The following is a 20,557-nucleotide window of genomic DNA, read 5'->3' as shown; positions in this document are numbered from 1 at the left end:
CGAGATCAGCCCCCGGCGCAATGCAGAAATAAACATGACGCGAGTCGACGACAAAGTATTTTGTGCGCTATGCAGTATTTGTTGCGATATCGCACAAAAGGATTGTCATGACCGTCCACAAACGCGACACGATGGGAGGCTTGGCAAAAGGCCTTCAGGTGATCGAAACATTCACCGCCGACCGCCCACGCCAAACCATCTCCGAGGTTGCCGCAAGCTCAGGCGTTGATCGGGCAACGTCGCGACGCTGTCTCCTGACGCTCGCGCAGGCGGGCTATGCCGACTACGACGGAAAGTTTTTCACGCTAACCGCGCGTGTTCTGCGACTTGGAACCGCGTGCCTTGCCACTATGCCTCTTCCGCAAATTGTGCAGCCTTGGCTCGACCGTTTGTCGGCGGAACTCGGGGAGAGCTCCTCAGCCTCAATCTTGGATGGGGACGAAATCGTCTATGTAGCTCGCGCCGCACAGAAGAAGGTGATGTCAATCAGCCTCATGGCTGGCTCGCGCCTGCCTGCCTACTGCACGTCAATGGGCCGCGTGTTGTTAGCCGCTATGGCCGAAAGCGAGGCAAGAACGATTGTGACTCGCACTAATCTTCCTGCCCGCACGCCTCACACAATCACCGACCCAGAGGCTCTGATGCTTGAGTTGACATGCGTCCGCACCCAAGGCTTCGCCGTAATCAATCAAGAGGTTGAGCTAGGCCTGTGCTCCATTGCAGTTCCGCTTCTCAACGCGCGCGGCAAAGTGGTAGCGGCGTTAAATCTTGGTATCCCAGCATTAAACCACACCAGCAATGGCCTTGCACTTCGGTATCTACCTGCCTTGTTGCGCGTTCAGAACGAGGTGAGACGTGCGTTGCGATGAGACTCGTCCGGCCAAACGGCTTCCTGGGAAATAATTGGCGATGTCGTAGTCCGAGTTGGCTCAGGTCTTATGCCATCCGCATTCGTTCGTTTTGACCTCAACACTGCGCTTGGTTTCTACCCGTCGACGGGCTCGTGGCTCTGCGCTCCTTCATCAATATCCATACTCTGTTCATCGGCACTGCGCGAACTTCCAAATTGGGAAAAGCATAAATTAGGTAGAATTGAAGTCGTCCAATGACCATTGGTTGGGTGCGATAGTTCCGTATGCACATCCTCGATCTATAAAGGCCCTTGGAGATGATGGACGAATGAAACGGAATCGTAGACCGTGTTACAGATCAGTTTCTCCAACTATGCAAAGCGTAGTTCAGGCTGCTTGGGCTAGCCTGCAACTCACCTTTGCGCCTCGGGATGAAGTGTTCTCCACAAGAGCAGAGTGGCTGAGAGGTATCGTGGGTCAGTACCATAGATGCAACAGCGCTGAGGCATATCAAACTGACCATTCAAGACTTCGTACGAAGCTGCGCAGGCACTAGGTCAGGGTTAAGTTCAAAGCAAATTCCGAGGCCTAGGGCTGAGCCTGTAAAGTCAAGCGTGTTATTGCGCCTAAGCTCTTTCCACGCTTCAAACATAGCCCATAGAGAACCCATCATATTCCAGCGCCTTTGCGATATGCAGACTTTCAAGGTTCGTGATTTAGCTCTCGTCGAATAAATCCCCCCGCACCTCGTAAACCACTTTGTCCAGAATGTTGCGATTGCGTGCCTCATCGGCGTGCAGACATTCCCCGCAATAGACCAGTTAAGTGAAGTCAGCCGAGATGCTTTCCTAGCCGCCGTTCTGTCCATTCGACGAGCCAGCCGCAGGGGATGGTGACCGCTAGGTAGAAGAGTCCAACGAGCAAGAGCACATCGAGATAGAGGTAGGTGTCTGCACCAATGCGATAGGCGCGGGCTAACAGCTCAGGAACCGAAATTGTAAAGGCCAGTGCGGTTGCCTGAAAGATTAGAATTGCGAAGCCCATCAGTGACGGCACGGCAAACAGCACCCCCTGCGGAATGACCACAAATCGGGAAACATCTGCACGCGTCATGCCAAGTGCCATTCCAGCTTCAATCTCGCGTGCCGGAACGGCGTTGAGGCCTGCACGCAGGATCTCACTCGTGTAAGCTCCTGTCGTCAGTGCGAGCGCGACAGCGGCGGCGGTGAAGGCGCCGGTACTAATGCCCACTGAGGGCAGCCCATAGTAGACCATCTGCAGCACCACCAGCGCGGGTGCGCCACGACCGATCTCGACAATAAGGATAGCGGTGTAGCGGCTTGCGCGCAGCTTTGACATGGACAGAAGCGCCAACACTAGTCCCAACGGCAGCCCGAAAAGAAGCGCAAGGCCAGTCAATTGCAAACTGACGGTAAGGCCGACAAAGAGCTGCGGGGCCCACTCGGTCCAATTCGCGAAGGTCTCCGTCATTTCGATATCCTCCGACGCAACTTCTCATCCATGACACGCGAAAAGAATGCCACCGGGATCGACATCACGATGTAGAGCGTGGCCGCCATAAGAAATGGTGCGAAGCCGCCGGAGGACGCTTGCGCTGCTTGGGAGGTGAACATCATGATGTCGCGTACGCCGATCGTGGAGGCGACGGTGCCGTCTTTCAGCAGGCTGACGAAGAAGGTTGCCATCGGCGGGATTGTAACACGCAAGACCTGGGGCGCAGATACGAAACGTAGTACGTCGAGACGGGGCATCCCCAAGGCAACCGCCGCTTCCTCCTGTCCGCGCGGCAATGACATGAAGCCGCCGCGATAGATTTCCGCCAGATATGCAGAGGAAACTAGGCCGAGGCCGATGACCGCTGCCTGGAGGGATGTAAGGCGGATGAACTCTGTTCCTAGGCCGAAGAAAATGATGAATAGCCAGACAACAGGAGGAATGCCTCGGGCGATATCGATGTAGATGCGGGCTGACCAGCGCAGTAGCCGCGACGAGGAGCGCCGCATCAGAACCAGCGGAATGCCGAGAACGGTTCCGATCGCGAACGCCCCGATCGTCAACCCGACGGTTGCTGGAAGTCCCTTGAGCAGGTTAAGAAGAAGCTCCATCATCAGTGGCGTTCCACAACGGCCCGGAAGAATTTCTTGGTGCGGGATGAGGTGGGATTGCGGATGACCTCCGCGGGAACGCCCTGCTCGATGACCTCGCCGTCGGCCATGACGATGATTCGGTCGGCCACTTCGGCCGCAAAGGCGATTTCATGGGTTACGACGATCATCGTCATCCCCTCATCGGCTAACTCGCGCATCACCGCCAGCACCTCAAGTCCCAGTTCCGGATCGAGTGCGGAAGTCGGCTCGTCAAATAGCATCACGTCTGGATCGAGCGCCAATGCTCTGGCGATGGCGATGCGCTGCTGCTGTCCGCCGGACAGCCGGGCAGGATAAGAATCCGCCTTATCGGAAAGGTGCACACGTTCGAGGAGCTGGGCTGTCCGCGCATCGGCTTCCGCCTGCGAACGTCCCAGGACACGCATCTGGGGGAGCGAGATGTTCTTCCGCACGGTCATGTGCGGGAAGAGGTTGAACGACTGGAACACCATGCCTGTTGACCGTCGTAGCTTCAGCAGCTGCTCGCCGGTGAGCGCGTGGTCTAGGGCGAAGCGGAAGCTTCCAACTTGGAGAATTCCGGAGGAAGGCTGTTCGAGCATGTTGATCGTGCGTAGGAACGTACTCTTACCTGCTCCACTCGGCCCAACGATCGCCACGACCTCGCCCCTGGCGATATCCAACGTGACGTTCTTGACAGCATGGTAGGATCCATATTGCACGTTGATGTCCTTAAGGCGGACAATAAAATCAGCTTCCTGCATGTTCTTTCGCCTAATGCCGACATCGCGGCTGTTCTTATGACCGACGTGCTGCCGGTTCCTTCTCGCCCAAGCGAATGTTTCGGTCAGACCAAAGGCACATTGCGGTCTGCGGTCGGCGCGAGGCGCTCGCTCTCGGGCACCGAGATTGGCGCGCCATGGAGGGCCCAGTCCGCCGCCACCTGACCGATCACCGGCGCGAGCTGAATGCCGTATCCACAGGCTCCGGCGGCTGTGATCAGCGTCGGCTCCGAGCTGTCGACCGGTCCGACGAAGGGGCGATGGTCGTGGGTCATGGGATAAAGACCTGCCCAGCCTCGACCGAGCCGAGCGCCCGGTAGGTCGGGGACCCGCTCTAGCAGCAGTTCGGCCAAAAGAACCTTCGATTCCTCCTCGCATTGCTCGTTATAGAAGTCGGGGTTCTCCGGCAGGGGCGAGGACACCTTATGCACTTCGGCGATAAGTTCACTGGGCTTTTCGTGCCGGAAATTGAGGCCGGTGCCCTCGCCGTTCACGAGATCCATCACCATGGGCATGGTGTAGTCGAGTGGGCGATCAAGCAGGATCGTCACCGCTTCGTGACGCTCCGGGTGAATATGAAGGGTCTGGCCGAAGATCGCCGCGACCTGCGGAGCCCAAGCGCCGGCTGCGTTGACCACCATGTCGCAATCGACTGGTCCTTTGCTGGTCTCCAGTCGGTAACCACCTGCCTTTCGGGTCGCACTTTCCACTTTACAGAATTGGCGCACGGAACCGCCCGCTTCCCGCACCTTTTCAGCTAGCAGCATGCAGAGCTCGTGCGGATCGATAAATCCGTTGTCAGGGCCGAAGATGGCGCCGGCCAGACCAGTCGGATCCATGTGTGGCACTAACGTCGTTAACTCGTCCTGCTGATATACCCGAGAGCGGAATCCCGCCTCGGCCTGCATCTTCACGGATTCGTGGAATAAGGCCATCTGGGCCTCGGTGCGAGCGAGACGCAGATACCCGATCCGGTTGAAGCGCAGGCCGGCGCTTTCGAAGCTGTCGAACTGGCGCATTGCATGAACACGCAGCAGGATCTCGAATGGATCAGTGAACTGCGTCCCGACTACGCCGACCGACCGACCGCTGGATCCGGAAGCGATGGCGTTCGCATCGATGACGGTCACACGCGCGCCCTGCTGGACAAGGTTGATCGCCGTGCACATCCCGAGCGTTCCGGCTCCGATCACGACGACATGGGGTGAGGTGGTCATTTTGATTCCTTGTATTTCGCACGAGCGGTAAGGGGGGTGAAGCCCAACTCCATCCCGCAAGGCCTCGAAAAGTGCGATCCGTCACGACAAAGACGCAATCTGTTTCAGTGTGTCGTCAATGGCAGTGAGGATGGCCGATGCATCCGCATCGGTCATGGGAGTCGAGAGGGCAAAAAGGCCGTAGCTTGCGGAGAGTACCCCACGATCGAGCAGGCCCCGGTGCAGGAGATTTAGCTTTTGGCGTTCGGCGGCGGAGGGATAGACCGACCGGTAGTCCACGATATTGTTGCCGGTGAAGTGGATTTTGAACAGCGATCCGAGCCCCACGCAGCGGCCAGCGAGACCGTGGCGCTCGAATGCGTCGTTGGTGCCGCCCCGCACCATCGCACCGAGATGGTCTAGGTGGGTGAAGGCGTCCGCCGTCAGAGCCTGCATCGCCGCCAAGCCAGCTCGCATCGTGATCGGGTTCGCCGTGAACGTACCGCCGTGCGGAAGGGCGGGTTTGCCGCGCGTCGGATCGAATACGGCCATGATCTCGGCGCGTCCAGCGATGGCGCCAACAGGGAAGCCGCCGCCGATGATCTTGCCAAGCACGGTCAGGTCCGGTGCGATGTTCCACAGGCCCTGGGCGCCAGCGTAGCCAAGGCGGAAGGAGATCACCTCATCGAAGATGACGAGTGCGCCCGCGGCGTGGGCGGTCTCCACGAGCGCTTCCAGATAATCACGGCGGGCAGGAATTAGGCCAGCACGGTTCGGCATGGGATCGATCAAGATGCCGGCAATATCGCTTCCATGAACGCTGAATACGGCCTTGAGCGCTTCGATATCATTGAAGGGCACGACAACGACATCGAACAGCACGCCCTGCGGCGTTCCTTTCGCATAAGCGATCGATGCCGGCATGTCGCTCCAGTTCTCCGGGGAGCTGTCGAGGCTAACCTCGGCGAAATCATAGGAGCCATGATAGGCGCCTTCGATCTTGACTATCTTGGGGCGGTTAGTGAAAGCGCGAGCAGCCTTGATCGCCATCATCACGCCTTCCGTTCCGGAGTTAGCGAAGCGAATCTGCTCCACGGACGGCAGCCGTTCCACCAGCAGCTCGGCCAGTTCGATCTCACTTTGCGTCGGCGCTCCGAATGCCGTGCCGTGCGGAAGCTGGTCCTGCACGGCTGCGATGGCTTCGGGCTGGGCATAGCCATGGATCATGGCGGTGAAGTTGTTGATGCAGTCGTAGTACACGTTTCCGTCCACATCCCACATCCGGCATCCTTCGCCGCGCTCGGCATAGATTGGAAACGGGTCCATGAAGACGGTGGTGCGGGTGTTGCCGCCGGGCATGACCTTGCGGGCGCGCGAATAGAGTTCTTCGGAGCGAGGGCAGGAAGCGGGGTAGGTGGACATGATAGCGAGTTCCTAGGAGAGCGGGCGGCACGAGGTCACAGCGACCTCGTGCCAAGCGTTCACTTCGTCATGATGGTTTGGCTTTGCTCGCGCATAAACTGGGGCAGGTAATAAGCGCCGAGCCCACCTTTTCCGCTGACGCCAGTACCCTTCCAACCACAGAACGGCTGTCCGCCCGGCCAGGCACCGGTGGTGGCGCCGCTAGCGCGGTTGGCATAGAGAACGCCGGCCTGAGCGTTATCAAGGAAGAAGCGCAGTTCCTCCTCGTTGCGCGTGAAAATACCGGCACATAGGCCGTAAGCGACGTCGTTTCCTTCAGCGAGACCGGATTTAAGATCGTCGACGCCCCGGATGACGACAAAGGGCATGAACAGTTCATCGCGCGTGAGACTGCACGGACCCTTCATCTCCACGATAGCCGGTACAACATAGTTCGTAGGTTTGTCTTCCAAATGGTTGCCGCCGAAATGCACGGTACCTTCCGACCGGGATTGGGCCACTGAGGCGTCAAACCGCTCGACACTCGCCGGTCCGTAAAGAGGGCCCATGAATGTCGTGCGCTCGCGGGGATCGCCAATGGAAAGGGTTTGTGCAAAGGCAACACAACGTTCGATAAAATCGTCCTTCACCGCATTGTCGACATAGACTACCGAGCATGCGGAACACTTCTGCCCCTGAAGGCCAAAGGCGGAGCGCACGACGCCCTGAGCCGCGCGATCAAGATCCGCGTTCGCGGTGACATAGGCCGGGTTTTTTCCACCCATTTCGACGATCACCGGCTTCATCCAAGGCTGGACAGCCATGTGGCGGAAAATGCCCATGCCCGTCTTGTGTGAGCCGGTGAAGGCAACACCATCAATGCTCTTGTCCGTAGTCAGAGCGTGGCCGACTTCGGCACCGCCGAGAACGATGTTGAAGACACCTTCCGGTAGTCCAGCCTTGCGCAGCGTTTCCGCGATCAAGAGGCCGGTGAGCTGGCAGTCCGGCGAGGGCTTGAAGACAACGGCGTTACCGCCGAGTAATGCGCCAGTGATCATGTTGATCGACAGGGCGATCGGGAAGTTAAAAGGTGCGACGACGGCAAACACGCCGTAGGGGCGCAGAACGCTAGTGGCCGTTTCATGCTCCACAAGCTGGTTCATCTCCCGCACAAATCCGTTGTTGCTCCGCAGTTCGGACGGATAATAGTCGAGAAAATCCACGGCCTCCTCAGCTTCACCAATGGCCTCGAGGCGGGATTTCGCCACCTCGTAGAGAGCAGCTAGGCCAAGACGATATTTATCTTCGGCAAGAGCAGCCTTCCAACGGGTGGCGAAGTCGAGGCGTTCGTTCAGCGAGGAAGCATTCCAGATCTTTGCACCCGCACGTGCCGAGGCGATAGCAGCCTTCACATCCTCGGTCGTTGAATCCGGGAATGTCCCTAGGGAAATCGATGGGTCGATTGGGCTCTGGACCTGTCGTGCGGGACCGGTCGCAAACGGTGTGCTCCAAGTCTGGGCAAGGATCTTGGCCTCGAAATCCGGAATGAGGGTGTCAAGGAAATCATGAACGGGTGAGAAATCGACACCAATGTTCGAATAAGTAACGCGCGGGAGCGGCTGAGCCATGTCTTTGGTTCCGATTATTGGGATTGTTACCACAATGTGGTTCTAAATCAGCATTGATGTCAAGTGGGTGCTGGTTTTCGCAGCACACGTGGCAGCCGCGTCGGAGTGTCCTGGATCACCGAGCCTCCGCTGTGCGCAGGTGCAGCACGCCGCAGCGTCGGTAGGATGTCTTAGATGAGACGTCGTGGAGAAGCGCCCCAGACAAGGGTACCGGACACATATTGGCAGTTTCAGCCTCTTGACTAACCGGAATGTTCCGCCCCAGAGTCCCGATTATAAAGATAAGTACCGAAAAACGGTACAGTGACAGCGCTGACAAGGGGCCATGTGCCTCCTCCGGCACCTGCCGACAAGGCCAGACCAGCAGTTCGGATATCGGATCCGAACAACCTCTTGTATTTTGCAACCAATCTACCAACCAGACATCCCATCCAGAGGCGGAAAAATGATGAAATTCAAAACCTTGGTATCGCTTGCAGTACTGTCCACTGCCTTCGCCGCCCACGGCGTTGCCGCGCAGGAGTGCACCCCGAAGCACAGCTTTAAAACGGTAAAGACCGGCACGCTGACCGTCGCCCTGACCAATACACCACCCTACTCGCTCGAGAAGGAGGGTGTGTCAGGCATTGACGGCGATATTCTGCAAACCTTCGCGAACGAAAACTGCCTAAAGGTCGAGTACGAAGTCTTCAGCTACCCGGCGGCGGTTTCCGCTGTGCAGTCGGGCCGCGCCGACGCCGGGATAGGTGGCTTCTACCGCACAGCGGCCCGCGCGAAGGTTGTCGCTCTGAGTAATGCTGTTTACCTTGACCAAGTGGCGGTTGTATCTAAGGAAGGCTACGACACAGTGGATGCCCTCAAGGGCAAGAAAGTCGGTACTGTCGAAGGCTATTCCTGGGTGCGAGATCTCGAAAAGCTCTACGACACTAAGACCTATCCCTCTTCCCTGAACCTTGCCCAGGACGTACAAGCGGGCCGGATCGACGCTGGCGTCGAAGGGTTCGGCGCCGCCGTCGATCTCAACAAGGGCCAGAAAATCCAGATCAAGCTATTCCAGCCCGACCCACGCGTGAAAGCCACGACCCTGGCCACCCAGACGGCCTTCCTGATGTCGCGTGACAACAAGTCCTTCTCCGAAGCTATGAACGCGTCACTCGACGCATACCGCAAGAACGGCGTTATCGCTAAGGTCTTGACCGCTTATGGCTTGCCGACTTCGGCAGCAGATGTTGGCGAAAACAAAGAATACTGAGCAGGAATCTGCGGGAACGGCTGCGCTTTGGACGCAGCCGTTCCCGACGTATTTCGGAGATTCCCGACGCCGAAAGGTGACCTAAAGTTTGGCCTTGCCAAACTTGACCATCATGGTGAAAACAGAGAGAGGCAGAAGATCGACCGCATTTCACATCCCGCATTGTAGATTGTAGAATGAACAGCTTTGTTCCTAAAGATAGCCCCCTCGAGAGATACATTGCCATAATGGAGGCTGTTGCTCCGTTTGCAGAGGGCCTGACTGCGGCTGAACTGGAAATGGTCCTTGATCTACCGAAAACCACGGTAAACCGTTTGTTGAACGTTCTCATCAACAGCGGGATGATCGCAACGCAGAACGGTCGCAATCGCACGTTCAAGCTGGGGGAGCGAATATTGAAGCTGCTCCACACCTCACCCGATACGGGCTGGCTCGTCACGCTGGCGCAAAGGCCGCTCCAGCTTCTGGCTGACAGGACTGGCCAGTCAGCCTTCATCTCGAAGTTCGACGGCAAGGAGGTCCGCTCCGTCACCTGCGCGGCTCCCGATACGCCGGTGCGAACCTATGTGATGCCAGGTGTAGCCATGCCCATCCATGCCACGGCCACCGGCAAAGCCATCATGGCCTTCCAGACCCCAGAAATACTCAAGCCCATTTTTTCCCAGCAGCTCGACCAGTTCACCGAACACACGAAGACAGATCCACAAACATTGACCGAGGAACTAGAGGCCGTCCGCAAGCGCGGCTATGCTTTGGATCTCGCTGAGCACGTTTCAGGGCTGGGCACCATCGCGTTTCCGGTTCACCTCCCGCGCACGCCCGTCATCTATGCGGTCGGACTGACCGGCCCATATCGGCAGGTCATCGAGAATAACTTCGAAGCCCATTGCGAGGCCATCGGAGACACAGCACAGCGACTTGCCAAACTCTTGCAGATCAGAGGCGCGGGCCTGCATGATCTCAGCATCGGCAGCCTGGAAAACATCCATAGTGGTTGATGCAGCTCTCGGCCGCGAGGTGATCTTTTGATAGCACGATACGGAATGATGCGGCGGAGTGCCTGCCGCATGCGTCGTCCGTGAAGAATTGTCTGGTGGCGTGACTCACGCCCGTCGAGGCGATGGACCGGATCCAACCAGCACCAGGACAAGGGCACACAAAAGTGCTGCCAGCCACCGCAGCAGGAGTGAGAAGTTGTACCCGACCGCCGCCAGCACGGCATTGATGCGGTCGCCCTCACGGCCCTTCAGATAATTGCGGCCCATCCTGTGCTCGGCTTTCAGATGCCCAATCACCGGCTCGATCGCGGCCCGCCGCTTCATTTCGCGCTTGAGAGCGGCCGTGGTCCGGCGCACCTGGCCTGAGATCCAGACCTGAAAGCGGTTCGGGTGATTGTGTCCGCGATAGCCCTTGTCGACATGGGTGCGTTTGACCTCAACCCCGGTCATCGTCGCCACATCGGCCACCGCAGCCGCGAGCGTGTGACCGTCATACGGATTGCCGTGCAAGGCCCGGGCATGCAGCACGAACTGACCGCCCTTGGGCTGTGTCACCGGAGTGGCGATGCTGACCTTGCACCGATCTATGGACCACGCCCGCGTTGCAAGCCGGAATTTGACATTTGGATGAAGTGGTCTGCGCCAATCTATTCGGCTTCTCTATGGAGCTGGTGCTCCGAGCCATCATGGAGATCCGCGCACTCCTGTCCTCAATAACTCACCGGCCTCAAGCGGCCGTGGGTGACAATCAGGCTTCAGAAGTGCCGGCAGGGCCGTTCATCCATTCATCTCTCTTCCGTCTCGCAAACCGTGGGGGGACGTCTCATTTCAGAGAAGCTGCTGCTTCTTAGGCTGCCTCTGCGACCAAGCCGGGGGCGAAGCGACGACGATGAACCAGCAGGCTCCAGGCAATCCGCGCCAGCTTGGCGGCCAGAGCTACCACCAGCACATTCCGATGCAGACGTTTCGTGGCTGCTTCAAGCCACTCACCGAACCCGTGCCGCGACCAGCTCTGCTGCTTCAGCAGCACGGCTCCGGCCCCTTGGATGAACAGGGTCCGCAGGTAACGATTGCCGCGTTTGGTGATGCCCCCGAGAATGGTACGGTTCCCCGTGGAAAGCTGCTTGGGTACGAGGCCGAGCCAGGCCGCAAAATCGCGCCCTTTGGCAAAGGCTTCACCGGTTCCGATTGCCGCGACCATGGCGCTGGCGATCAGCGGTCCGACACCCGGAGCGCTGACAAGCCGCTGACAGTGCTCGTCCTCTTTGACCAGCCGGGTAATGTCTGTCGTGATTGCGGCAATCCGATCATCGAGGCTGCGCCAGTCTCCGATGAGGTCCTCGATCAGCCGCACCATTCGGGGGGAAAGAACATCGCATCGGGTCGCCAGGATCTCGGGAAGGGCCGCTCGCAAGGGTGCGACGCCCTGCCGGACCGGGACACCACGCTCAAGCAGGAAGCCGCGGATCTGGTTGATGATGGCGGTTTGCTGGGTCACGAGACGGCTGCGCACCCGGTGCAGCGCCTGCAGGTCGAGCTGCTCGGGGCTCTTGAGCGGCACAAACCGCATGGTGGGGCGCTGCACTGCTTCAGCAATCGCCTCGGCATCACGATAATCGTTTTTGTGGCCCTTGAGAAAGGGTTTGACGTACTGAGCCGGCAGGAGCCGGACGTCATGCCCCCATTGCGCCAACCGCCGTCCGAGATGGTGCGCTCCTGAGCAGGCCTCCATGCCGATCAGGCAGGGTGGGCAGTTGGCCAAGGTCTGCTCCAATTGGGTCCTTGACCGCTTCTGGCGCAGAACGATGGCGCCACGCGGATCAAATCCGATGAGGTGGAAGGTGTGCTTGCCCAGGTCGATGCCGATGGTAGCAATGGTCTGTGACATGGTTTCTGCTCCACTTGCCCAGCCCGTGTCTGCAGGGTGCTGCCGGGAGCGGGCGTGGTCCATGCCATTAACTCATAGGGCGTGCGGGCCTTGCCCTTGCCGATGCACTCCACCTCCGGCGCATGCAGCGCGTAGACCTTGGGCCCGCGCTGGCGCTGGGTCTGCTGCCGAACCCTGACCGCCAAGGCCAGCAGCGGGCCGAAGCGCTCCTCCAGAGCCGCATTGCCGTGGATCTTGCGGCGCACGTCCCGGATCACCCGCCCGAGCCGTGCACGCAGGAACCGCAGCTCGCGGTTCGCCCGCTTGAACTGATGCGCATGCTGATACCGGCCGATCCGGATCAGGGCGTGTTTGGCCACTCTTCGATAACTCTGACGCAGTCTGACGCCACACCTCCTGGCGAGGTCCACGAGTTTGATCAGAGCCCGGTGCATCAGGCGGGCATCGGTGGGGTAAGCCACCGCCTTGGGCTGAACCGTGGTGTCGACGGCGACCCGCTCGAGATCCTTGGTCGCGAGAGCTCCAGTTTGGTACGCCACCGCGAGGCTTTCCTGCAGGAGGGCCGTGAAATGCTCCTCGCCCAATCGCTGGCGCCACCGCGTCAAGGATGAGCGGTCAAACGGCAGATCATGGCGGAAGCTGACCTCACCGCAGAAGAACTGCACGTAGGGGCTGTCGAGGAAGCGGGCGCACAGCGCCTCGTCGGACAAGCTCTCCATGTGCTTGAGGATCATCAGCCCGGCGATCAGCCGCACCGGCAAGGGCGGCTGACCGGGTCCTGGCCGGTAGACGCTACCCAAGCGGCGCTCGAGGAAGGCCCAGTCGATGCGCTGGGCCAGCAGCACCAGCGGATGCTTCAGGTCAATGATGCTGCCCAGGGCGGGGCGGAACAGATCCTTCTGGCGCTCGTCTTTCGGCGTCGACATGGCGCAACTCCGGCCGGGTGGAGTGCTCCTGATTGAATCAGATCCCGGGCCGGAGCGGCAACGGAAAACGCAGGAAATCCACCGCTGTCGCCCCGCAATCCTGCAAATCCGAAGCTGGCGATACGACCAATATCCCAATCGTTCCAATGGGATCGGGATTCTTCACAGACGACGCATGCTTATCTACCCACTCCCTCCAGACGTTCCGCGAGCGATGGGGTGGACCCGTCGCTTTTGTTTAGGCCGTTCATTGATGTTGGGTCGGAGGAGGCGCCCATCAAAGGGCTCGCCTCCGTCCGCCGCACAAACCGGGCGTACAGTTTTCCCGTACCCGGCTTTCATGAACGGGCTTTCGCGATCTGAAGAGAAGGTATCAGCCAGACAAGGCTGACCAGCTTGAACTCGTCCCGCAGCCTTCTGATGGGATACTCTTTCCAGCATGCGTTTCGCCATCGCTTGGCGCGATGCGACCACAGCCTTCGGATTATCCACCGATCCAACTGATGGAAGCGCTTCCTGACGTTGGAGCGACAGTAGTAGTTTCCCCATCCTCGGATGATCGGGTTGATCGTCTTGATCAATTCTCCCATACGCAGAGGTATCTTCCTTTGCGTTGAAGCCCTGATCTGATCCTTGAATCGGTCGACCGACTTCTGTGTGGGAATGGCATAGAGACCATGCTGGTTCAGTTTGGATTTGATCCGGTCGTGGGCTAGACGGAATTTGCCTTTCCCGCGTTGGATTTTAAATCCGAGAAACTCGAAGCCATGCGCAATGTGAACAATCCGGGTCTTCGCCTGATTGATCGTTACGCCGAGTTGCCCGAGAATCTTCACTGCTCGCGCCAAGGCGTGCTTCGCCTCGGATCGAGTTCGGCAGGTCACCACCCAGTCGTCTGCCCACCGCGTCAGTTGATATCCATGCCGCCTCATCTCCTTGTCGAAGGGAGTTAGCAGGATATTACTGAGCAACGGCGATGCAACACTCCCTTGCGGGGTTCCCGATGGAGTCGCAAACTTCTGTCCCCGTTCTTCATAGCCTGCTTTCAGCATCTGCTGAATCAACTTCAGCACTCGGCCGTCGGCGATCTGCTTTCCGATCAGGGTCAGGAGCTTTTCGTGATCCACAGACCCGAAAAAGTCTTTCAGATCCGCGTCCACGATCCACTCGTTTCCGTTCTCCACCTCGCGCCAGATCTTTGTCAGAGCATCGGCGGTCTTGCGACCTTTACGATACCCAAAACTGCTCGGATCGAAGACACGTTCAAAGATTGGCTCCAGGCGGTTGACCAGTGCCTGCTGACACACCCTGTCATAGACAGATGGTATGCCGAGCGGCCTGGTCTTGCCGGGGGCTCCTCTTTTCGGAATCTCCAGTCGTCGCACGGCTCGCGGCTGATAGGTGTCCTCGCGAAGCTCTTGATGAAGCCGGTCCAGATTCTCATCCAGTTTCGCTTCGAACTCCTCGATGGTCACCCCATCCGCGCCGCTTGCTCCATGATTGGCGCGAACGCGCTCCCACGCCAGACGCAAGTTCTTGCGTGAGTACACCTTGTCCACCAGAGAGTGGACCTTCTGCTTTCGATCTTCGAGGACAAGATGGTCTGATAGTCTCCTCGAAGCGTGACGTTCGGGTTTTTCACAAAGGGAACTGTCCATCTTCACACTTCTTGCTCATCTATCTCGACTTTTTCGCCTCTTTCCGTTCACGAACGTCCTTCCCCGAACCACTCCCGGTTCGCCATCGCTGGTCACGCGAGTTGTTCGTCTCGCGCTTCAGGTACTATTACGTTCTCCGACTTCTGCCTGGGCATCGCTTCCCACTTCGCTTGCGCTTATAGGGTTACTTACCCGGTTGTTGCCGGGACACAGACAGACCTCCTGGGGTCACACATGAATCTTCCGTATCGTGCCGCCAGCAAACACCTTGGTACGATGGGTGAATGAGTAACGCCTTCGCCCCCATAGTGCGGGCTCGACCTTGCCCCATCTTTGGCCGACCTGTTCATCGGTAGGGTAGCCCCTTCGATTACAGCCCGATACTTCTCCTCAAACCCTTCAGATTCCGGATCGCTCCGGACACCCTGTCCTCCCATTGCTCTCGCAAGGGGCCAACGAGGCATTACCCCCGTCTTCGGATACGGTCCTCCTCATTCGAGCACCGAAGGGACTTTAACCCTCCTGATTCACGCGCTGCCCAGCGTACACTACGCGGACATCCGACTTCTCGTCGGCTGTGACGCTAGGCTTATGGCATTCGCTTTTCCCCAGCCGGCTCGACGACTGTTCGTCTTCAGGCGACGACAAGATTTCCCAGTTCCTGTGCGAAGAAGTTCCCCGCATGCTCAGGGTCTCCGACCTCGTCGAGCCGTTGGGTGGCTCGCGATAGATGCCGCCCAACGTTTTGCCTTGCTAAGGATAACAGCGTCGGCACTCCAGATTTCCTATTTCGCGGCTCAACGGCTGGCCTGCGGTTGTCCTGTCAATGCTTCGAAGTCGCCCTCACGAACGCCTCCGCAGGACTCAGGGCCAAGGAGGATAGCTACTCCTTTTCTGTACCGAACTTTCATCGACTATCGACGGCCAGTTTCGCTGGTGCACTAACCCTCCGGTGTGATCCAGTGACCCGCACCGGAGGCCTACAGAACTGGAATGGTTGTCTGCTTTAAAAACTATGTTTGGATCAGTTCGCTAGTCTGAGAGCGCAATGGGGTGGAGTGTGGGAAAGCGGCGCACAATGGGAAAGGGCGCAGCGATCGGCCACGCCCCTTCTTAGAAGATCTTCTAAGCAAACTCTCAGGCAAACCACCAGCGATCGATGCAGCGGTTCCCGTCGAGGGGCCAGTTGCTGGCAAGGGAGCGGTGCTGCACCCGATCAGTGACCGCGTCGACTATACTGGGAAGCGAATGGATGATCGTGCCGCTTTTGTCGTGAACGATCTGCTGCATCTCGAAGTAAATTTCCTTGCGCTTGGCATCATCCAACTCGCTACGGGCCTGCTTCAGGAGGAAGTCAAAGCGCTCGTCCTTCCAGTGGGTGTCGTTCCACGACGCGTCAGACGCGAACGAGGTTGAGAACATCCAGTCAGCGGTCGCGCGACCGCCCATGTACCCCATGACGAACGGCTTCTTTTGCCACACGTTCGTCCAGTATCCGTCATTCGGCTCGCGCTTGATGCTCACGTTGATGCCGGCGGGTGCAGCCTGCTCCTTGAACAGCACGGCAGCATCCACTGCGCCGGTAAAGGCCGCATCCGAGGTTGAAAGCTCAACATTGAGGCTGTGATGGCCGGCCTGCTTCAGGAGGAACTTCGCCTTGTCGGGATCGTAGACACGCTGCGCCAACTGGTCGTTGTAGTACCGATACGCAGGCGTAATCGGGTTGTCGTTCCCGACTTTGCCGTAGCCGTTCAATACTGACTTTACAATTGCCTCGCGGTCGACCGCGTGTTTAAGCGCAAGCCTGACGTTGTTGTCGGTGAAGGGCTCGACGTCTGTGAACATCAGCATTGAATAGTACTCTGTGCCGGTCACTTCGAGGATCTTGATCCCTTTGCGCTTCGCCAGAAGGTGGACGGTGCTCCGATCGGGAGCCTCAATTGCGTCGACCTCGCCTGAGACAAGCGCGTTTGTGCGGGCAACGACGTCCTCCATCCACAGAACTTCGGCGGAGTCAAAATTGCCATGACCTTCGCGCCAGTAGTTCGGGTTGCGCTTCAGGGTCGCACGGACGCCTGGGTCGAAGGACGAGATGATGTAGCCGCCTGTTCCAATCATCTTCGACGTGTCGATGCGATCGCCGTCGGCAGCAAAGATTGGCAAGTGATAGTCCGACAGGATTGGGGGAAAGCCGGCGTTGGGAGCCGAGAGGGTGAGGACGACCGTGCTTGGGCCGTCTGCCTTTATCTCGGCAATCTGCGCCATAAGACCCTTGACCGCCGAGGTCGAACCCTTCCCGCGGTGGTGATTGTAGGAAGCGATCACGTCCTCAGGGCCGAACGCCTTGCCATTGTGGAATTCAATGCCTTTGCGGAGCTTGATGATGAAACGAAGGCCACCATCCACGGTCTCGATGCTCTCCGCGAGCTCCGGAACCGCTTCTCCTCGGCTGTCGATCTCCATGAGATAGTTGCAGACAGCGAACGTGACGTTTCGCAGACTGCCGGTGTAGGTACCCGGGTCATAGGTGTCCGTCGGGGAGCCACCATACGTACCGAGACGGAAGTGACCGCCCTTTTTCGACGTCTGAGCGAAGACGCGGTTCGCGGTCGGTAGCGACAGGGCGGTGGTCACGCCCAAGGCGGATGCCGCCTTCAGAAAGGAGCGTCGGTCGAGCCTCCCAAGACGTGCATCCAGTTCGAGTTCGTGCAACTTATCCATTTCTTCCTCCTGTTCCCGTGGTGAGACTGATTATCACTCGCGTACCGTTTTTCGGTATTTGTCCCTATTATCGAGACTACTCTCTAAAGGACACTTGTCAATAGCCAGGCGTTGTAAGCGGTTTGGCAGTGTCGATCAGTGGGCCGCGTCGCATAATCCCAAGAGGTGGCAATAAGCTGCGACTCGTGATTGGTAATCGCCACCCTCGAATTCGGAATGGTTGGACATTCGTCGCAATGCCCCCGCTCAAGCACGCCGTAACGAAGAGCCATCTCCTGAAATTCATGCCAACAGCCTCTGGGTGGAGCCGCCGGCATTTGCTGTTGCAAATACTAGTCGGATGCGCTTCCTCGGTTGGCGAGCAGTTGCGTCAGCCAGTTCGGGTCCATCTGCGGCACGGACGACAGCAGAAGGTTGGTATAGGGATGGTGCGGCGGCGCAAGAACCGTCTCGCGGTCGCCCTGTTCGATCACCCGCCCGCCCTGCATGACCACGATCTCGTCAGCGATCGCTTTGACCGTTATCAGGTCATGTGTGATGAACAGGAACGACACCGAAAGTTCGTCCTGCAAGCGTTGCAGCAGCCTGAGAATTTCCTGCGCGACGAGCTGGTCGAGCGCTGACGTCACCTCGTCGCATATGATAAGCTCGGGTTCGGCAGCAAGCGCCCGCGCAATGCACACGCGCTGCTTCTCGCCGCCCGAAAGCTCGTCCGGGAGGCGAAGCGCATAGCTCTCGTCGAGTTCGATCATGCGCAGCAGGTCATTAATGCGCTTTTGGCGTTCCTTTCCACGCAGGCCAAGATAAAATTCCAGAGGTCGGGACAGGATTTCGTCGACGCGCTGCCGTGGATTGAGCGCAATGTCAGGCGACTGGTTGATCATCTGGATACGCTTGAGCTGCGAGCGGGATCGCCGTCGCGCTAGCGGCGGCAGCGGCTTGCGGTCGAAAACGATCCGACCCTGCGATGGGGGGAGGAGACCAGTGATCACACGCGCGAGCGTGCTCTTGCCGCTGCCCGACTCGCCGACAACTGCAATAGTGCGCTTGCGGCCGACTGAGACCGACACGTCGTGCAGAACCTTGCAGTTGCCATAGGCGGCGCTCACATTTTCAATCCGCAGGAGGGGCTCCTCGTCCGCTATTGGTGGGATCGCCTTACGACTGGGAGCCCTCAGGCCAAGAAGATCCTTCGTGTACGGTTCGCGCGGTGCGGCGAGCAACCGCCGCGTCTCGCCCTCCTCCACCTTGCGTCCGTTTCGTAGAACCATGATACGGTCCGCCATCTGGGCAACGACGGCAAGGTCATGTGTGATGTAGAGCGCGGCGGTGCCAAACTTCTCGACGATAACTTTGATCGCCGTCAGAACCTCGACCTGCGTGGTTACGTCCAGTGCGGTGGTGGGTTCGTCGAATACGATGAGTTCTGGCTGGCAAGCCATTGCCATCGCAATCATTGCGCGCTGAAGCTGACCGCCAGAAACCTGATGCGGATAGCGGTAGCCGATGCCATCCGGATCCGGAAGTGAAAGGGTGCCATAAATCTCGCGGGCGTCGGCTTCAGCCTGCCGTCGCGTTTTCAGCCCCTGTGCGACGGGAATCTCGGCATACTGGTCGATCAGGTTGTGGGCTGGGTTGAACGACGCGGCGGCACTCTGCGCAACATAGGCAACGCGCGCACCGCGCAAAGCGCGCAACCGTCTTTCAGAAGCGCCTATCAGCTCTTCACCGTCGAGGCGGATCGAACCGGCCGAAAAGCGGCTGCCGTTACGAGCAAAGCCGAGCGCTGCAAGGCCAATCGTCGACTTGCCGGCACCCGACTCCCCGATCAGACCAAGTACCTCGCCGCGCCGCAGTATCAAGTCGACTCCGTGGACCACTTCGCGCCAGCCTTGCTCCGCCATCACCTCGACGCGCAGTCCGGCAATCTCCAGCAGCGGAGTGCCGGCAGAAAAATTCTCGCTCATTCTTTCAATCCACTCGACTTTTGGAGGAACCAGTCCATCGCAAGGTTGATTGAGACGGTGAGCACGGCGATGGCGGCTGCCGGCAAAAGCGGCGTGATGTCGCCATAGATGATCAGGCCGGCGTTTTCCCGCACCATGCTACCCCAGTCGGCGGTTGGAGGCTGGATACCCAGACCCAGGAAGGATAGGCTGCTAATGAAAAGAATAACGAAGCAAAAGCGGATGCCGAGCTCTACGATCAGTGGCTCCATGATATTGGGCAGAACCTCCCGCCGCATTATCCAGTAGAGCCCTTCGCCGCGCAGCCACGCGGCCTCCACGAAGTCGAGCGCCAGCACGTTCATGGACACCGAGCGCACAAGTCGGAAAACGCGAGTGGCGTCGACCACTGCAATCACTACGACCAGCGACGTGATTGACGTGCCGACGATCGTCAAGATCAGCAGCGCAAAGATCAATTGCGGAATGGCCATCATGATGTCAACGACGCGGCTCAACGCATTATCGACCCACCCACCGACTGTGGCGGCCAGTAATCCAGTCACAGTACCCGCCAGGAAACCCAGTGCGGTCGCTGCGGCGGCGATTAAGAGGGTGTTACGTGTCGCGTAGATCAGTCGGCTCAGCATGTCGCGACCCACGTTGTCTGTCCCAAGCAGGAATTCGGAGCTCCACGGCGCGTATTTGACCCCGACAACGCTCGTCTCATGGTACGGCGCCAAGATTGGCGCCAGCGCCGCGACCATTAGATAGGCAGCCGTGACGGTCAAGCCGAACAGCGCAGAGGGCGGTGCCTTTGCAAGTGACCGCCTATAACGGACGGCGAGGAACACGATCGTCTGAAGGGCGATCAACCCGAGGACGCAGGAGCCGGCGAATGCCGTGAAGCGACCCCCCAAGATTGCCGCGCCGGCCGCATAGATCAGCGTCGCGACCAGGATTGCAGGCGCGGTCGAAGTCGTGCCCGCCCGGAGAAAAATGAGTGCGAGAAGCGGGAGTTGCGCGACGGCCAACACGAAGACTCCAAAGGCCGCCGGTATACCACCTTGCGCCGACGTGCCGACGGCGAGAAAAGCTAGGAACGCCGCAGTAACAAGAAACGCAAGCCAGAACACGAAACGGCTTGGCTGGTTCATCCTCGCGATCGCCTTCACGGTCATGCT

General features: G+C 58.8%; 14 protein-coding genes and 2 pseudogenes. 3 read left to right on the top strand and 13 right to left on the bottom strand.

What is annotated here, in order from left to right; all coding sequences use genetic code 11:
- Positions 1 to 107: 107 nt before the first annotated feature.
- Positions 108 to 869: an IclR family transcriptional regulator C-terminal domain-containing protein gene (locus tag JO965_RS29660; protein ID WP_203444498.1), complete on the top strand. Its 762-nt coding sequence runs from the start codon at positions 108 to 110 to the stop codon at positions 867 to 869.
- A gap of 813 nt (positions 870 to 1,682) precedes the next feature.
- Here JO965_RS29660 and JO965_RS29655 read toward each other — a convergent pair.
- The 6 genes from JO965_RS29655 to JO965_RS29630 form a co-directional block, all read right to left on the bottom strand.
- A complete protein-coding gene (locus JO965_RS29655; RefSeq protein ID WP_203444497.1) occupies positions 1,683 to 2,342 on the bottom strand; it encodes an amino acid ABC transporter permease in 660 nt (219 codons plus the stop codon).
- Positions 2,339 to 2,980: an amino acid ABC transporter permease gene (locus JO965_RS29650; RefSeq protein ID WP_203444496.1), complete on the bottom strand. Its 642-nt coding sequence runs from the start codon at positions 2,978 to 2,980 to the stop codon at positions 2,339 to 2,341. Before JO965_RS29650 ends, JO965_RS29655 begins: the two co-directional genes overlap by 4 nt.
- Positions 2,980 to 3,741, bottom strand: coding sequence for an amino acid ABC transporter ATP-binding protein (locus tag JO965_RS29645; protein WP_305846601.1), 762 nt, complete (start codon positions 3,739 to 3,741; stop codon positions 2,980 to 2,982). Before JO965_RS29645 ends, JO965_RS29650 begins: the two co-directional genes overlap by 1 nt.
- Positions 3,742 to 3,824: 83 nt before the next feature.
- Positions 3,825 to 4,976 (bottom strand): FAD-binding oxidoreductase, encoded by a 1,152-nt coding sequence (locus tag JO965_RS29640; RefSeq protein WP_203444495.1) that lies wholly within the window; start codon positions 4,974 to 4,976, stop codon positions 3,825 to 3,827.
- Between the two features lie 81 nt (positions 4,977 to 5,057).
- Positions 5,058 to 6,377 (bottom strand): aspartate aminotransferase family protein, encoded by a 1,320-nt coding sequence (locus tag JO965_RS29635; protein WP_203444494.1) that lies wholly within the window; start codon positions 6,375 to 6,377, stop codon positions 5,058 to 5,060.
- 59 nt (positions 6,378 to 6,436) lie between these two features.
- Positions 6,437 to 7,768 carry an aldehyde dehydrogenase family protein gene (locus JO965_RS29630; RefSeq protein ID WP_371826904.1) on the bottom strand — a complete coding sequence of 444 codons (1,332 nt, stop codon included), beginning with the start codon at positions 7,766 to 7,768 and terminating at the stop codon, positions 6,437 to 6,439.
- Between the two features lie 661 nt (positions 7,769 to 8,429).
- On the opposite strand from JO965_RS29630, the gene JO965_RS29625 reads away from it, so the two are divergent.
- Both JO965_RS29625 and JO965_RS29620 read left to right on the top strand, forming a co-directional pair.
- The gene (locus tag JO965_RS29625; protein WP_203444492.1) at positions 8,430 to 9,236 is read left to right on the top strand and encodes an ABC transporter substrate-binding protein; all 807 of its coding nucleotides are present in this window, start codon (positions 8,430 to 8,432) and stop codon (positions 9,234 to 9,236) included.
- A gap of 176 nt (positions 9,237 to 9,412) precedes the next feature.
- Complete coding sequence (locus tag JO965_RS29620) at positions 9,413 to 10,234, top strand: IclR family transcriptional regulator (RefSeq protein ID WP_203444491.1); 822 nt, start codon at positions 9,413 to 9,415, stop codon at positions 10,232 to 10,234.
- Positions 10,235 to 10,339: 105 nt separating this feature from the next.
- Here the strand turns inward: JO965_RS29620 and JO965_RS29615 are convergent.
- The 7 genes and pseudogenes from JO965_RS29615 to JO965_RS29585 form a co-directional block, all read right to left on the bottom strand.
- Positions 10,340 to 10,813 (bottom strand): annotated as a pseudogene (locus JO965_RS29615) (transposase); the annotation flags it as partial.
- 268 nt (positions 10,814 to 11,081) lie between these two features.
- Entirely contained in the window at positions 11,082 to 12,122 is a 1,041-nt protein-coding gene (locus JO965_RS29610) for an IS110 family transposase (protein WP_203445482.1), read from the bottom strand.
- 71 nt (positions 12,123 to 12,193) lie between these two features.
- Positions 12,194 to 13,048, bottom strand: a pseudogene (locus JO965_RS29605) (IS5 family transposase); the annotation flags it as partial.
- Positions 13,049 to 13,386: 338 nt separating this feature from the next.
- Positions 13,387 to 14,706, bottom strand: a complete 1,320-nt coding sequence (gene ltrA, locus JO965_RS29600; protein WP_203444490.1) for a group II intron reverse transcriptase/maturase — start codon at positions 14,704 to 14,706, stop codon at positions 13,387 to 13,389.
- Positions 14,707 to 15,843: 1,137 nt separating this feature from the next.
- The gene (locus tag JO965_RS29595) at positions 15,844 to 17,427 is read right to left on the bottom strand and encodes an ABC transporter substrate-binding protein (protein ID WP_203444489.1); all 1,584 of its coding nucleotides are present in this window, start codon (positions 17,425 to 17,427) and stop codon (positions 15,844 to 15,846) included.
- A 332-nt stretch (positions 17,428 to 17,759) separates the two neighbouring features.
- Positions 17,760 to 19,394, bottom strand: coding sequence for an ABC transporter ATP-binding protein (locus JO965_RS29590; protein ID WP_203444488.1), 1,635 nt, complete (start codon positions 19,392 to 19,394; stop codon positions 17,760 to 17,762).
- The gene (locus JO965_RS29585) at positions 19,391 to 20,140 is read right to left on the bottom strand and encodes an ABC transporter permease (protein WP_203445549.1); all 750 of its coding nucleotides are present in this window, start codon (positions 20,138 to 20,140) and stop codon (positions 19,391 to 19,393) included. Before JO965_RS29585 ends, JO965_RS29590 begins: the two co-directional genes overlap by 4 nt.
- Positions 20,141 to 20,557 lie beyond the last annotated feature (417 nt).

Origin of the sequence: Microvirga sp. VF16, assembly GCF_016864375.1 — a bacterium.
GTDB lineage: Bacteria > Pseudomonadota > Alphaproteobacteria > Rhizobiales > Beijerinckiaceae > Microvirga.
Note: the sequence above shows the minus strand (reverse complement) of the source record. Positions and strands in the feature narration are given on the sequence as shown.